The 14,177-nt window shown below is 72.1% G+C and carries 9 protein-coding genes; 4 read left to right on the forward strand and 5 right to left on the reverse strand.

The window, feature by feature from the left end; translation table 11 throughout:
* The first annotated feature begins 103 nt into the window (after positions 1-103).
* Entirely contained in the window at positions 104-1,930 is a 1,827-nt protein-coding gene (locus tag ACIREE_RS19345) for an NHL domain-containing thioredoxin family protein (RefSeq protein ID WP_404153124.1), read from the forward strand.
* Between the two features lie 74 nt (positions 1,931-2,004).
* On the opposite strand, the gene ACIREE_RS19350 is transcribed toward ACIREE_RS19345, so the two are convergent.
* The 4 genes from ACIREE_RS19350 to ACIREE_RS19365 form a co-directional block, all read right to left on the reverse strand.
* Positions 2,005-4,845, reverse strand: a complete 2,841-nt coding sequence (locus tag ACIREE_RS19350; protein WP_404153127.1) for a BTAD domain-containing putative transcriptional regulator — start codon at positions 4,843-4,845, stop codon at positions 2,005-2,007.
* 127 nt (positions 4,846-4,972) lie between these two features.
* Complete coding sequence (locus ACIREE_RS19355) at positions 4,973-5,197, reverse strand: DUF6458 family protein (protein WP_404153130.1); 225 nt, start codon at positions 5,195-5,197, stop codon at positions 4,973-4,975.
* 102 nt (positions 5,198-5,299) lie between these two features.
* Positions 5,300-6,607, reverse strand: a complete 1,308-nt coding sequence (locus ACIREE_RS19360; RefSeq protein ID WP_404153133.1) for a M18 family aminopeptidase — start codon at positions 6,605-6,607, stop codon at positions 5,300-5,302.
* Between the two features lie 427 nt (positions 6,608-7,034).
* Positions 7,035-8,873, reverse strand: a complete 1,839-nt coding sequence (locus ACIREE_RS19365) for an acyl-CoA dehydrogenase (RefSeq protein WP_404153136.1) — start codon at positions 8,871-8,873, stop codon at positions 7,035-7,037.
* Positions 8,874-9,152: 279 nt separating this feature from the next.
* Between ACIREE_RS19365 and ACIREE_RS19370 the strand changes: the two genes are divergently transcribed.
* The 3 genes from ACIREE_RS19370 to ACIREE_RS19380 all read left to right on the forward strand — a co-directional run bounded on the left by ACIREE_RS19370 (position 9,153) and on the right by ACIREE_RS19380 (position 12,010).
* Positions 9,153-9,620: an SseB family protein gene (locus ACIREE_RS19370; RefSeq protein WP_399059865.1), complete on the forward strand. Its 468-nt coding sequence runs from the start codon at positions 9,153-9,155 to the stop codon at positions 9,618-9,620.
* A gap of 128 nt (positions 9,621-9,748) precedes the next feature.
* Positions 9,749-10,714, forward strand: coding sequence for a pirin family protein (locus ACIREE_RS19375; RefSeq protein ID WP_404153139.1), 966 nt, complete (start codon positions 9,749-9,751; stop codon positions 10,712-10,714).
* A 162-nt stretch (positions 10,715-10,876) separates the two neighbouring features.
* Positions 10,877-12,010, forward strand: coding sequence for an AI-2E family transporter (locus ACIREE_RS19380; RefSeq protein WP_404153142.1), 1,134 nt, complete (start codon positions 10,877-10,879; stop codon positions 12,008-12,010).
* On the opposite strand, the gene ACIREE_RS19385 is transcribed toward ACIREE_RS19380, so the two are convergent.
* Positions 11,902-14,106: a SpoIIE family protein phosphatase gene (locus ACIREE_RS19385; protein WP_404153145.1), complete on the reverse strand. Its 2,205-nt coding sequence runs from the start codon at positions 14,104-14,106 to the stop codon at positions 11,902-11,904. The genes ACIREE_RS19380 and ACIREE_RS19385 overlap by 109 nt on opposite strands.
* Between the last annotated feature and the right edge of the window lie 71 nt (positions 14,107-14,177).

Genomic DNA, 14,177 nt, shown 5'->3' on the forward strand with positions numbered 1-14,177 from the left:
CCGAGTGCGCACCGCGCCGCGCTCGGCGGCGTTCGCGCGTCCACGCCCCGTGCGCCGCCCCGGGGTGGACTCGGCCACCGGACACGCGTGGCACTCTTGAAACATGAACGACTCCGCGCCCGCAGCAGCCCGCCGTGCCCGTGTCCGCGCCCCCGAACTGGTCGGGAAAGGTGGCTGGCTGAATACGGGCGGCAAGGAGTACAGCCTCGCCGACCTGCGTGGACGCATCGTTGTTCTCGATTTCTGGACCTTTTGCTGTGTGAACTGCCTGCACGTTCTCGACGAGCTGCGGGAGCTGGAGGAGAGTCACCGGGACACCGTCGTGATCATCGGGGTGCACTCGCCGAAGTTCGTGCACGAGGCCGAGCACGGGGCGGTCGTCGACGCCGTCGAGCGGTACGGGGTGGCGCACCCGGTGCTCGACGATCCCGAGCTCGCTACCTGGAAGCAGTACGCGGTGCGGGCCTGGCCGACGCTCGTCGTGATCGACCCCGAGGGGTACGTCGTCGCCCAGCACGCCGGTGAGGGGCACGCGCACGCCATCGCCGCGCTGGTCGAGGAGCTGGAGGCCGAGCACGGGGCGAAGGGCACGCTGCATCGCGGCGAGGGGCCGTACGTCGCGCCCGAGCCGGTCGCCACCGATCTGCGTTTTCCCGGCAAGGTGCTGCTGCTGCCGTCCGGGAACTTCCTGGTCAGCGACACCACCCGGCATCAGCTCGTGGAGCTGGCGGCCGACGGGGAGAGCGTCGTGCGGCGGATCGGGAGCGGGGAGCGGGGTCTTGGACCCGACGCGTTCAACGAGCCGCAGGGGCTCGCGCTGCTCGACGAGAACACCGTGATCGTCGCCGACACCGTGAATCACGCGCTGCGCGCCGTGGACCTGGAGAGCGGGGCCGTCAGCACGGTCGCCGGCACCGGCAGGCAGTGGTGGCAGGGGACGCCGAACAGCGGTCCGGCGCTGGAGGTCGACCTGTCGTCTCCGTGGGACGTGGCCGTCTTCGGCGGCAAGGTGTGGATCGCCATGGCCGGCGTGCACCAGCTGTGGACGTACGACCCCGAGACGAAGACGGTCGAGGTCGCGGCCGGTACGACGAACGAGGGGCTGGTCGACGGGCCCGGCGCCGAGGCCTGGTTCGCGCAGCCCTCGGGGCTCGCCGCCACCGAGGAGCGACTGTGGGTCGCCGACTCGGAGACCAGTGCGCTGCGGTACGTCGACACCGACGGGAGTGTGCACACGGCTGTCGGGACCGGGCTCTTCGACTTCGGGCATCGGGACGGCGCTGCCGAACAGGCGCTGTTCCAGCACCCGTTGGGGGTGACCGCGCTGCCGGACGGTTCGGTCGCGGTCTCCGACACGTACAACCACGCCCTGCGCCGCTTCGACCCGGCCACGGGTCAAGTGACCACGCTGGCAACGGACTTGCGCGAGCCCAGCGATGCCGTGCTGATCGCGGAGACCGGGGAGATCGTCGTCGTGGAGTCGGCGCGGCACCGGCTGACCCGGCTGCGGCTGCCCGAGGAGGCCGTGCGCGTCGAGTCCGTCGCGCACCGGACGCAGCGCGCCGCGACCGAAGTGGCGGGCGGCAAGCTGGAGTTGGACGTCATCTTCCAGGCGCCCGCGGGGCAGAAGCTCGACACCCGGTACGGTCCCTCGACCCGACTCCTTGTCTCCGCGACGCCGCCCGAGCTGCTCGCGTCCGGTGACGGGGCGGGCACCGACCTGGCCCGCGAGCTGGTCCTGAACCCCCAGGTCACCGAGGGTGTCCTGCATGTGTCGGCGATGGCCGCGTCCTGCGACGACGACCCTGCCAACGAGTACCCGGCGTGCCATGTGCACCAGCAGGACTGGGGTGTACCGGTCCGCGTCGCCGAGGGCGGGGCGGTGCGGCTGCCGCTGGTGCTCGCCGGGATGGATGACCGGCAGGCCTGAACAGCAGACCCGAGTGGAGTCGTTCTACGCGGAGCCCGTCGTGGCGGCGCTGTCGGCCCGCGCACCGGCGCGGGTCATCGCTCCACCCGTGTGAGCTGCGCCTTCGCCATCCGTATGCCGTCCTCGAAGCCGTGCCGCGACGCGTCCTCGTGGGCCTGGTGCAGACAGGCGCGGGCCTCCTCGGTGCGGTCCAGGGCGATCAGCGCGGTGCCGCGCGCGATGCGCAGCAGGGTCTGCCGCAGGGGTGCCACGCCTTCAGGACCGGTGCCGTGCAGGGCGAGACCGCGCTCCGTACAGGCGAGTACGGCCTGATGGTCGTCAAGGGCGAGCAGGTGGCGGGCCCGGTGTTCCAGGGCGAGCAGTTCGGTCTGTACGTCGCCTGCGGTACGGGCCAGTTCGGCGGCCCGCGTCATATGGGTGAGAGGCTCGGGGCCGGTGGCGCCGTCGCGGTCCAGGGCGACGGCGAGGTTGACCAGGGCGGTGGCCTCGGCGGCCGGGTCGCCCGCGCGGGCGGCGAGCGCCGGGGCGAGTTCGAGGTGTTCCAGGGCCTGCGCGAGGCGCCCCTCCTCGGTGAGGACCCAGCCGCACAGGGTGCGCAGTCGCGCCTCGGCGTCCGGGTCGCCGAGCCGTACGGCCGCGGCGAGGCCCTGTTCGAGCAGCGGCATCCAGTCGTCGCGTACGTATCCGACGATGGACGGCCGCTGCACCGCGACGAGCCGCCAGGCCCGGTCGTCGAGCCCTGCCGCGTGGGCGGCCGCCGCGGCGGCCGCGAGGTTCTCGCGCTGCGCGGCGAACCAGTCGAGTGCGCTCGCCCGGTCGGGCAGTCGCGGCCCGCCCAGGTCGGGTCGCGCGTCCGGGGGCGGCGCGCAGCAGGGCAGGCCGTCGGGTTCGGCGACGGCCGCGGCGCGCAGCGCGGTGCGGACGTAGTGGTCGAGGAGGCGCACGAGGGGTTCGCGGGCGGTGTCGGCGGGGTCCGTCCCCGGGTCGGCCGGGTCCGCCGTGTCGTCGTCGGCTCGGGCGAGGCCGCGCGCGTACAGGCGGACCAGGTCGTGCATTCCGTACCGGCCGGGCGCCCGCTCCGTCACCAGGTGCGCCGCGGCGAGCCGGTCGAGGGCCGTGGCGGCGTCGGCGGGGGACGTCGCGGTCAGCGCGGCGGCCGCGTGGCGGTCGAGGTCGGGGCCCGGGAGGTCGCCGAGCCGGCGGAAGAGCAGCCGGGCGCCGGCGGGCAGGGCGAGGAGGGTGAGGCGGAGCGCGGCGGCGACCCCGGTGTCGTCGATGTCGAGGAGCGCCAACCGGCGTTGTTCGTCGGCCAGTTCGTCGGCGAGCGGGGCCAGCGGCCGGTCCGGCCTGGCGTTGATGCGGGCCGCCACGACGCGCAGGGCGAGGGGCAGGCCCGCGCAGAGTTCGGCGAGCCGGGCCGCGGCGGCCGGTTCGGCGGCGAGCCGGTCCTCGGCCCCGGTGGCGGCGGCGAGCAGCTCGGCGGAGGCGGCGCCGTCGAGGACGCCGATGCCGACGGTACGGGCGAGTTCGGTGACGGCGAGGCCGTCGAGCCGCAGGCGTGAGGTGACCAGGGCGGCGCTGCCGGGGCCCGCCGGGAGCAGCGGGCGGACCTGGGCGGCGGTGCGGGCGTTGTCGAGGACGACGAGGGGGCGCCGCCGTTCGGTGCGGGCCCGGTACGCGGCGGCCAGCGCGCCCGGTGTCTCGGGGAGCTCGCGTCCCGGGACGCCGAGTGCGATCAGGAATTCGCGGAGCACGTCGGCGATCTCCGGGCCCGCGGCGCCCGTACCGGCTGTCAGGCCCGTACCGCCCGGGTCGTCGGCGCTCTCGTCGCTGAAGCCGTGCAGATCGGCGAAGAGGACGGCGTCGTAGTGCTCGCGTGCGGCGTGGGCCCACTGGAGGGTGGCCGCGGTCTTGCCGGCTCCTGCGGGGCCTGTGATGACGACGACGGCGTGTTCGCGGTGTGCGGCGGCGCCGATCGCGGCCAGCTCGCCGGCGCGTCCGACGAAGCCGCGTGGCGGCCGCGGCAGCAGGTCGGGTCCGGTCACGGCGTCGGCTGTGTCGGTTGGGTCGGCAGCGGGCGCCGGTTCGGGCGTGGCCGCCGGTTCCGGTTCCGGTACGGGGGCGGGTGCCGGGGCGGGTGCGGCGGCGGGCGGCTGGGCCTCGTCGCCCGCCAGGATCTCCGCGTACGCGTCGCGCAGCGCGGACCCGGGATCGACACCGAGTTCGTCGGCGAGCAGCTTGCGGGTGCGGTGGTACTGGTCGATGGCGTCGGACTGGCGGCCGGAGCGGTACAGGGCCCGCATCAGCGCCGCGGCCAGCGTCTCCCGCATGGGGTGGGCGACGACCTCCGCGTGCAGCAGGGAGGCGGCGCGGGCATGCTCGCCGAACTCGCCGTAGGTGTTCGCCAGTTGTTCGACGGCCGAGAGCCGTGACTCCTCCAGGCCGTCGGCGGCGACCCGCAGCGGGCCGTCGGTGGCGACGCCGACGAGCGCGGGCCCCTGCCACAGTGCGAGGGCCTCGCGCAGCAGGGCCGCGGCGTCGTCGGGGGCGCGCTGGACGGCGGCGTGCCGCACGAGCTCCTCGAAGCGGTACGCGTCGAGGAGCGACTCGGGCATCTCCAGGACGTACGCGTCGCCGTGGGTGACGAGCTCGACGCCCCACATCTCGGCGCCGCCCTGCGCGAGCAGCGCCCGCAGCCGTGACACATGGCCCTGCGCGACGGTCCTGGCCCGCGCGGGCGGGCCCTCCGGCCACAGTGAGTCGATCAGCTGGTCGAGCGGGATCGCCGTGTTGGGGCGCAGCAGCAGCGCCGCGAGCAGGCCGCGCCGTTTGGCGGGGCCGAGCGGAAGCTCCCCGCTCCCCGTGTCCACGGCAACCGTGCCGAGCAGCCGGAACTCCACGAAAGTGCCCCCCACATACCCCGAAAGCTGATGCGATCAAGAGTACGTGGAGGGAACACCGAGAAGTACGGGCGCGGGGCACCGTACGGGCCGGCCTGGCTGGTAAGCGCCGGTCCGGTGCTCATTTACGGCCCTTCGGCGCTTATATGCGCCGGTTCCGGTCGTCCTCGACCACGGTCGTCTGGGCGGGCGGCACGACCATGCTCCTGCGCCGTCCGACGCTGCGGAACACGAAGACGCCGATCAGACCGACGATCATCAGGATCCAGCCGACGAGGTCGAGGTTGACCCCCTTCATGTGCCAGTCGGTCGCGAAGCTGAGGATCGCCCCGACGGCGACCAGGATGATGCAACCTCCCAAGCTCATGAGGTCTTCCTCCCCAACAGTTGTGTGACGCACGGGTACTTGAGAGCTCCGGGTACCCGGAGCTTTCGGCGTCACACGGACCGGCCGGGAGGCGGCCCCGGCTCAACCCTCCAGGAAGGCCGTCAACGCGTTCGCCAACAGGAACGGATCGTCCGCGCCGCACAGTTCACGGGCACTGTGCATCGACAGGATCGCCGCGCCGATGTCGACGGTCTTGATGCCGTGCCGGGCGGCGGTGATCGGGCCGATGGTCGTGCCGCACGGCATCGCGTTGTTGGAGACGAACGTCTGGAACGGCACGCCCGCCTTCTCGCACGCCGCGGCGAAGACGGCCCGGCCGCCGCCGTCCGTCGCGTAGCGGTTGTTGACGTTGACCTTGAGGATCGGGCCGCCGTTCGCCCGCGGGTGGTGCGTGGGGTCGTGGCGCTCGGCGTAGTTCGGGTGCACGGCGTGCCCGGTGTCCGACGACAGGCACACGGTCCCGGCGAAGGCCCGCGCCCGGTCCTCGTAGGAGCCGCCGCGCGCGAACACCGAACGCTCCAGGACACTGCCGAGCAGCGGCCCGTCCGCGCCGGTGTCCGACTGCGACCCGTTCTCCTCGTGGTCGAAGGCGGCGAGCACCGGGATGTACGGCAGTGCTCCTGCCTCGTCGCCTCCGCTCACCTCGGCGAGCGCGGCCGTACAGGCGTGCACGGACAGCAGGTTGTCCATCCGCGGCCCGGCCACGAGCTCCTGGTCGCGGCCCAGGTAGGCGGGCGGCTCGATGGGGTACGTCATCAGGTCCCAGCCGGTGATCGAGCGCCGCTCCAGGCCGTACTCGTCCTCGACGAAGCCCAGCAGATCGCCCTCGTGCACCGTGTCGCCGAGGCCCCAGATCGGCTGCATGTGCCGCTGCTTGTCCAGTTTGAGGCCGTCCGCGGAGACGGAGCGGTCCAGGTGGATGGCGAGCTGCGGTACGCGCAGCAGGGCCCGGTCGACGTCGACGAGCCGGTCGGTGCCGTCGCGCAGCGAGATCCTCCCGGCGAGGCCCAGGTCCCGGTCGAGCCAGGAGTTGAGGAGCGGGCCGCCGTAGACCTCCACGGCGACCTGCCGCCAGCCGTTGCTGTGCAGGTCGGGCTGGGGCTTCACGCGCAGGTTCGGGGAGTCGGTGTGCGCGCCGACGATACGGAACGGGGTGTGCGGTTGCGCTCCGCTCGGCACGTACCAGGCGACGACGGCGCCGCCGCGCGTCACGAACTTTCCTCCGCTGGTGCCGTCCCAGGCGTCGGTCTCCGAGACCTGCTTGAACCCCGCCTCCTCCAGGCGCGCGGCCACGTTCGCCACGGCGTGGTACGGGGTGGGGCTCGCCGCGAGGTAGGACATCAGGCCGTCGGTGTGCCCACGATCGAAGGGGCCGGAGGGTGTGCGCATGCGGCCAGAATAGTGCGGGTGCTTCGGGCCGGCCTTTGGTGGCCCGGCGCCGCTCATCGCCCGGGCGCGCACGTCTCTCGCCCGCGGGCCGGTGGGGGCGGATCGCGCAGTTCCCCGCGCCCCTGGGGGCCTGCCTGCGGAGGCCCCGCCTGGGCGTCTGCCGACAGCTGTTGTCGGGCGACCGCGGGCCCGGTGGGGGCTGGTCGCGCAGTTCCCCGCGCCCCTGGAGCGTGCGGCTCCGCCGCAGCCCCATGGGCGCCTGAGATGGCGCACGCAGTGCGCATCTCAGGGGCGCGGGGAACTGCGCGACCAGCCACGACGAGGCCCGCGGTCGCCCGGCAAGGGACAGGGGCAGACGCGCACGCGCAAAGGCCCGCCACCCCCCGGGGGAGACGACGGGCCCGAGCCATGATCCGGCTCAGCGGAGCTAGAACGCCGCTTCGTCCAGCTCCATCACGTCGAGGCCGGACTCACTCGTGGCCTGCGCAAGCTTCCGCGCCCCGATGACCCCGGGCAGCACGTTCGCGGCGAAGAACTTGGCCGCCGCGACCTTGCCCTGGTAGAACGCCACGTCCTTGCCGGAGGCACCCGCGGCGAGCTTCTCCGCGGCGACGGCCGCGCCCTTGAGGAGCAGGTAGCCGACGACGACGTCGCCGGAGGCCATGAGCAGACGCGTGGTGTTGAGGCCGACCTTGTAGATGGCCTTGACGTCCTGCTCGGTGGCGGCGAGGTCGGTGAGCATGACGCCGACGATGGCCTCCAGCTCGACGGCCGCCTTCGCCAGTGATTCACGCGCGGCGCCGAGCTCCTCGCCGCCGGTCTCGACCGCGAGGAACTTCTTTATCTCCTCGGCGAGACCGTTCAGCGCGGCGCCCTGGTTGCGGACGATCTTCCGGAAGAAGAAGTCCTGGCCCTGGATCGCCGTGGTGCCCTCGTAGAGCGTGTCGATCTTGGAGTCACGGATGTACTGCTCGATCGGGTACTCCTGGAGGAACCCGGAGCCGCCGAACGTCTGGAGCGACTGCGCGAGCTGCTCGTAGCCCTTCTCCGAGCCGTAGCCCTTCACGATGGGCAGCAGCAGGTCGTTCAGCGCGTGCTCGGTCGAGGCGTCCTCACCGGCGGCCTCCTTGACCTGGATCGCGTCCTGCACGGAGGCGGTGTAGAGCACCAGGGTGCGCATGCCCTCCGCGTACGCCTTCTGCGTGAGCAGCGAGCGGCGTACGTCCGGGTGGTGCGTGACGGTGACCTTGGGCGCCGTCTTGTCCATGAACTTGGCCAGGTCGGGGCCCTGGACGCGCTCCTTGGCGTACTCCAGGGCGTTCAGGTAACCCGTCGACAGGGTCGAGATCGCCTTCGTGCCGACCATCATGCGGGCGAACTCGATGATGCGGAACATCTGGCGGATGCCCTCGTGCTTGTCGCCGATCAGCCAGCCCTTGGCGGGGTGCTTGTCGCCGAACGTCATCTCGCACGTGTTGGACGCCTTGAGGCCCATCTTGTGCTCGACGTTGGTCGCGTACACGCCGTTGCGCTCGCCCAGCTCGCCGGTCTCCCAGTCGAACTCGAACTTCGGGACGAGGAAGAGGGAGAGGCCCTTGGTGCCGGGGCCGTGGCCCTCGGGGCGGGCGAGGACGTAGTGGAGGATGTTCTCGGACATGTCGTGCTCACCGGACGTGATGAACCGCTTCACGCCCTCGATGTGCCACGAGCCGTCGTCCTGCTGGACGGCCTTGGTGCGGCCGGCGCCGACGTCCGAACCGGCGTCCGGCTCGGTCAGGACCATCGTCGAGCCCCACTGCTTCTCGACGGCGACGGCAGCGGCCTTCTTCTGCTGCTCGTTGCCCTCCTCGAAGAGGATGCCGGCGAATGCCGGGCCCGAGGAGTACATCCAGATCGCCGGGTTGGCGCCCAGGATCAGCTCGGCGTGGGCCCAGATCAGGGAGCGCGGCGCGGTGGTGCCGCCGATCTCCTCCGGGAGGCCGAGGCGCCAGTACTCGGCGTCCATGAAGGCCTGGTAGGACTTTTTGAAGCTGGCCGGGACGGGCGCCGTGTTGGTCTCCGGGTCGAAGACCGGCGGGTTGCGGTCGGCGTCGGCGAAGGACTCGGCCAGATCGTTCTCGGAGAGGCGGGCGACCTCTTCGAGGATGCTCTTGGCGGTGTCGACGTCCATCTCCCCGAACGGGCCGGTGCCGTACAGCTTGTCGCGGTCGAGTACCTCGAAGAGGTTGAACTCGATGTCGCGGAGATTCGACTTGTAGTGCCCCATGGCGACGGCTCCGTAAAGGCTTGGGAGGTAGACCCGCTGCGGGGGCCCTGTGTTGTCGGGCTCCGGGATCGTCCTCGTACGCGTACCAACTAGTAACCAATAGGATGCTACCCGTCGGTAACAAAATGCAACCCCTAGCGGGCCAAGTGTGACGAAGGCACCCCGGTAAACCCGGGTACGGTCCCGCGCCCCGAGACTCCTCCCGCGCCCCGATCCGCGCAAGAACCCCGTCGGTCACTTCCCGGCCCGGCGCCTCCCGGCCCTCGGTACTCTTGCCCCATGTACGGATACGAGCAGCACGCCGGGGGAGCCGCTGCCGGGCAGCAGTACGCGCCGCCGCAGCAGGGCGGGTACGGACAGCAGGCGCCGCCGCTGTACCCGGAGCCGTCGCCGCCCTCGCTCGCCGACGCGGTCCGCGCGTTCACCACCGGCTCGATGTCCGCCGAGGACTTCCAGCAGATCTTCGCGTCGTCGAAGGTCTACTGCCCGCGCGGTGACACCCCGGGTTTCCTCGCGCTGCACAACACCCAGCAGCCGGTGATCCCCATGTTCACCACGCTCAAGGAGCTGCGCCGGTACGCCGGCAAGGAGTCCAAGTACTTCGTGATCACCGGCGCCGAGGTGATCGACCTGCTGCCCACCGGGTACGGCTTCGTCCTCGACATGGAGGGCGAGCACCGCATGGTCTTCGACGCGAAGGCGGTCGAGCAGATGGTCGACTTCGCGATGCGCCGCATGTACGGCTGAAAAGCCGCGATCCACAGGCACACCGGACGCCCGGAGGGAATTCCCTCCGGGCGTCCGGTGTTATGAGTGGCAGAAAGTTCTACGTTCAACTAAAGTCGAGGCACGAGGACGCCAAGGAGGTCCCCAAAATGCCCGCTGTGACCGTTGAGAACCCGTTGACCCTGCCCCGTGTGGCCGCGCCGTCGGAGGCTGTGGCACGACCCGTGCTCACCGTGACGACCGCGCCCGGTGGCTTCGAGGGCGAAGGCTTCCCGGTGCGCCGCGCGTTCGCCGGGATCAACTACAAGCACCTCGATCCGTTCATCATGATGGACCAGATGGGCGAGGTGGAGTACGCGCCGGGAGAGCCCAAGGGCACGCCCTGGCACCCCCACCGCGGCTTCGAGACCGTGACCTACATCATCGACGGCACCTTCATCCACCAGGACTCGAACGGTGGTGGCGGCACCATCACCAACGGCGACACCCAGTGGATGACGGCGGGCTCCGGCCTGCTGCACATCGAGGCGCCGCCGGAGTCCCTCGTCATGTCCGGCGGCCTCTTCCACGGCCTGCAGCTGTGGGTGAACCTGCCCGCCAAGGACAAGATGCAGAACCCCCGCTACCAGGACATCCGCGGTGGCCAGGTCAAGCTGCTCACCACGGCCGACGGCGGCGCGCTGCTGCGCGTCATCGCCGGTGAGTTCGACGGTCACGAGGGCCCCGGCATCACGCACACGCCGATCACGATGGTGCACGCCACCGTCCGCCCCGGCGCCGAGGCGACACTGCCCTGGCGCGAGGACTACAACGGGCTCGTGTACGTGCTCGCCGGACGCGGCACCGTCGGCCCCGACCGCCGCCCGGTCCACAAGGGCCAGACCGCCGTCTTCGGCGCCGGCTCGTCCCTGACCGTGCGGGCCGACGAGGCCCAGGACGGGAACGAACCGGACCTGGAGGTCGTCATCCTCGGCGGCCAGCCGATCCGTGAACCCATGGCGCACTACGGCCCGTTCGTGATGAACACCAAGGCGGAACTCCAGCAGGCCTTCGACGACTTCCAGGCCGGCCGCCTGGGCGTCGTCCCCACCAAGGAGCGCCTGCCGCACACGTGATGCGTGTGCGCCCCCGATCGTGACGGCCCGCCGACTCTGCACCCGGCGGGCCGTCACCTGTATGCGCCTGTACGTGCCTGTGGGCACCCGCATATGACGCCCCGTCACCCGGCCGGACCCGTCCGGCGGGTGGGCAGGGCCTGATCATGATCGTGTGGCCGGGTGCAGCCCTCTCAGCAGCTCCTTCCCGAACCCGCCCGCCGCGTCGCCGCCTGGTGCCTGGTGGTGCTGCTCGGCGCCGGTGTCGCCTGGGTCGGCATCCGGCTGTGCGTCGAACTCAAGACGGCCGTCGTGCCGGTGCTGCTCGCCCTGCTCGGCACGGCCCTGCTGCGCCCCGTCCACCTCGCCCTGCGCCGCGCCAAGGTGCAGCAGTCGGTGGCGGCGGGCCTCACCTGCGCGGTGATCCTGGTCGTCGTCGGCGGCGCCTGCTACATCGTGGTCGCGGCGCTCATCGACACCGGGGACCAGATCGTGGCCTCCGTGAAGCAGGCGGCCACCGACCTCTCCGGCCGGTTCGGCACCGGCGCGCTCGACCTCGACCACCTCGCCGACAACGCCCAGGACCTGCTCAAGAAGTACGGCGGCAGCGCGGCATCCGGGGTGCTCAGCGGGCTCAGCGTCGTCGGCGAGATCGTCGCCATGGCGGTGCTCGCGCTGCTGCTCTGCTTCTTCTTCCTGCGGGACGCCGGACGCTTCCGGACGGCCCTGCGGCAGGCCGCCCCCAAGAGCGGCGAGACCCTGGAAGCCATCGCGCGCCGCTCCTTCAACTCGATCGCCGGCTTCATGCACGGCACCACGCTCATCGCCCTCATCGACGCGACCTGCATCGGCGTCGGCCTGCTCATCCTGGGCGTGCCCGGCGCGGTCGGCCTCGCGGCCCTGGTCTTCGTGGGCGCCTACATCCCCTACCTCGGGGCCTTCATCTCCGGCGCGGTCGCCGTGCTCGTGGCCCTCGCCGACCGCGGGTTCGTCATCGCCCTGTGGGCGCTGGGCGTGGTGCTCGCGGTGCAGGTGCTCGAAGGGCACGTACTCCAGCCGATGATCCAGTCGCGCACGGTGCAGATGCACCCGGCGGTGGTGCTGCTCGCCATCACGGGCGGCGCCTCCGTCGCCGGCATCCTCGGCATGCTGCTCGCGGTGCCGCTGACCGCGGCCGCGTTCGGCATCGTGAGCGAACTGCGCGGCCGCTACGGGGCCGGAGGGACCGGAGGCGCCGGGGGCTCTGTTTCACGTGAAACATCGGCTGCCGGGTCCTCCCCGGCCGCGGACGGCTCGCTGAGACCGGATGGCTCGTAGAGCTCGAACCAGATGCACTTGCCGTTGCCCTGCGGGTCCACGCCCCACCGCTGGGCGAGCAGTTCCATGAGGACGAGGCCCCGCCCCGACGAGGCGAGTTCACCGGGCCGGCGCTTGTGCGGCAGGTCGTCCGATGCGTCCGCGACCTCCACGCGCAGGCGGCGCGGGCCCTCGGCACTCCTGGCGACCTCGGCGACCATGAGCGCGTCGCCGTCGGTGTGCACCAGGACGTTCGTCGCCATCTCGGAGACGAGCAGCACCGCCGAGTCGACCTGATCGTCGTCGGCCCAGTCGTGCAGCAGCTCCCGCAACTGCTGACGGGCCGCCGCGATCCGCTCCGGCTCGGCCTGGGCGATCGTCATCGCCGTGCGACGGCCGGAGGAGGGCCCGGCCGACAACGGCGTACGCCGCAGGAGCAGCAGCGCTATGTCGTCCTCGCGGCGGTCGGCGAGCGGGCCCGTGGTGTGGTGCGAGGAGGGGCCGTGCACCGCCTGGACGAGGGCGTCGGCCAACTCCTCCAGCGTCTCGGCGGGCCCCGACTCCAGCGTCTTGCGCAGCCGGGCCCAGCCGGTGTCGAGGTCGTGCCCGCCGGTCTCGATCAGGCCGTCGGTGCAGAGCAGCAGCGTCTCGCCCGGCTCCAGGACGAGCCGGGTCATGGGGTAGTCGGCGTCCGGGTCGATGCCGAGCGGCAGCCCGCCCGCCGTGGGCCGCATCAGAACCGTGCCGTCGGCCATCCGTATCGCGGGGTCGGGGTGGCCGGCGCGGGCGAACTCCAGGACCCCGGTCGCCGGGTCGGCCTCGACGTACAGGCAGGTCGCGAAGCGCGGGTCCTCCGGGTTCCCGCCGTGGGCGGTGTCGCCGATGCCGTGCAGGAAGCGCGAGGCACGGGAGAGGACCCCGTCCGGGCGGTGCCCCTCGGAGGCGTAGGCGCGCAGGGCGATGCGGAGCTGCCCCATCAGGCCGGCCGCGCGCACGTCGTGCCCCTGGACGTCGCCGATGACCAGGGCGATCCGTCCGGTGGGCAGGGGGATCAGGTCGTACCAGTCGCCGCCGACCTGGAGGCCGCCGCCGGTCGGGACGTAGCGCGCCGCGACGCTCATGCCGGGGATCTCGGGGCCGAGGTTCGGCAGCATCGACTGCTGCAGGCCGTCCGTCAGCTCCCGCTCCGACTCGGTGACCACGGCCCGGGACAGGGCCTGCGCCAGCATCCGCGCTACCGTCGTCAGGACCGAGCGCTCGTCGGGCGTGAACGACACTGGGTAGGCGAAGCCCGCCATCCACGCGCCGATCGTGCGGCCCGCGACGATCAGCGGCAGGAACGCCCACGACTGCCGCTGGAACCGCGCGGCCAGCGGCCAGGCCGCCGGATAGCGGTGCTGGTACTCGTCCGGCGACGACAGATAGACCGCGCGCCCGGTGCGTACGACCTCGGCCGCCGGATAGTCCGTGGCCAGGTCCATGTCGGTGAAGGGGCTCACGGCGTCCGTGTGCTGGCCGTGGTGGCCGATGATGTTGAGCCGGTCGCCCGAGACGCCGAACACCACGAGCCCGTCCGGTGAGAACCCGGGCATCGACAGGCCCGCGGCGACCCGCAGCACCTCCTCCGTCGACCCGGCCTCGGCGAGCGCCCGCCCCGCGTCCAGCAGGAACGCCTCGCGAGAGCGCCGCCAGTCGCCGGTCAGCGGGGTGCGGTAGGCGGCGCCGGGACCCGGCTCGGTGACCTCCTGGAGCGTGCCGATCAGCTCGTAGGAGTCCGGACTGTCCCCGTGCAGGACGGGCTTGGAGCGGCTGCGCACGGTACGGATGACGCGGCCCCGCTCGTCCATGATGCGCAGCCGGGCCTCGGCGAGGGTGCCCTCGGCGACGGCGAGCTGTACGACGCCGTCGATCTCGTTCCAGTCGACCGGGTGGAAGCGGGCCCTGACCCCGGACTCCGTCAGGGTGACCGGCTGACCGTCGGGCGAGGGCATCCCGATCAGCCGGGCGGCCTCCACGTCGAAGGTGACGAGGCCCGCCCGGTTGTCCCACCGCCACAGCCCGGTCGCGAGAGCGGCGAGGACGTCCTCCACCGGAGGGAGGGGCTCACCAGTGCGCATGGCCCCACTCTAAGAAGAGGCGGTCGCAAACGGCCACCGAGACTATTCGCAAAGCGATCTTGGGTCGGCCG

It is taken from the genome of Streptomyces sp. NPDC102467 (assembly GCF_044765445.1).
GTDB lineage: Bacteria > Actinomycetota > Actinomycetes > Streptomycetales > Streptomycetaceae > Streptomyces.

Bases quoted from the DNA above. Each gene is read 5' to 3' on its own strand.
- ACIREE_RS19345 (WP_404153124.1), top strand. From the start codon at position 104: ATGAACGACTCCGCGCCCGCAGCAGCCCGCCGTGCCCGTGTCCGCGCC.
- ACIREE_RS19355 (WP_404153130.1), bottom strand. From the start codon at position 5,197: ATGAGCTTGGGAGGTTGCATCATCCTGGTCGCCGTCGGGGCGATCCTC.
- ACIREE_RS19360 (WP_404153133.1), bottom strand. From the start codon at position 6,607: ATGCGCACACCCTCCGGCCCCTTCGATCGTGGGCACACCGACGGCCTG.
- ACIREE_RS19365 (WP_404153136.1), bottom strand. From the start codon at position 8,873: ATGGGGCACTACAAGTCGAATCTCCGCGACATCGAGTTCAACCTCTTC.
- ACIREE_RS19370 (WP_399059865.1), top strand. From the start codon at position 9,153: ATGTACGGATACGAGCAGCACGCCGGGGGAGCCGCTGCCGGGCAGCAG.
- ACIREE_RS19375 (WP_404153139.1), top strand. From the start codon at position 9,749: ATGCCCGCTGTGACCGTTGAGAACCCGTTGACCCTGCCCCGTGTGGCC.
- ACIREE_RS19385 (WP_404153145.1), bottom strand. From the start codon at position 14,106: ATGCGCACTGGTGAGCCCCTCCCTCCGGTGGAGGACGTCCTCGCCGCT.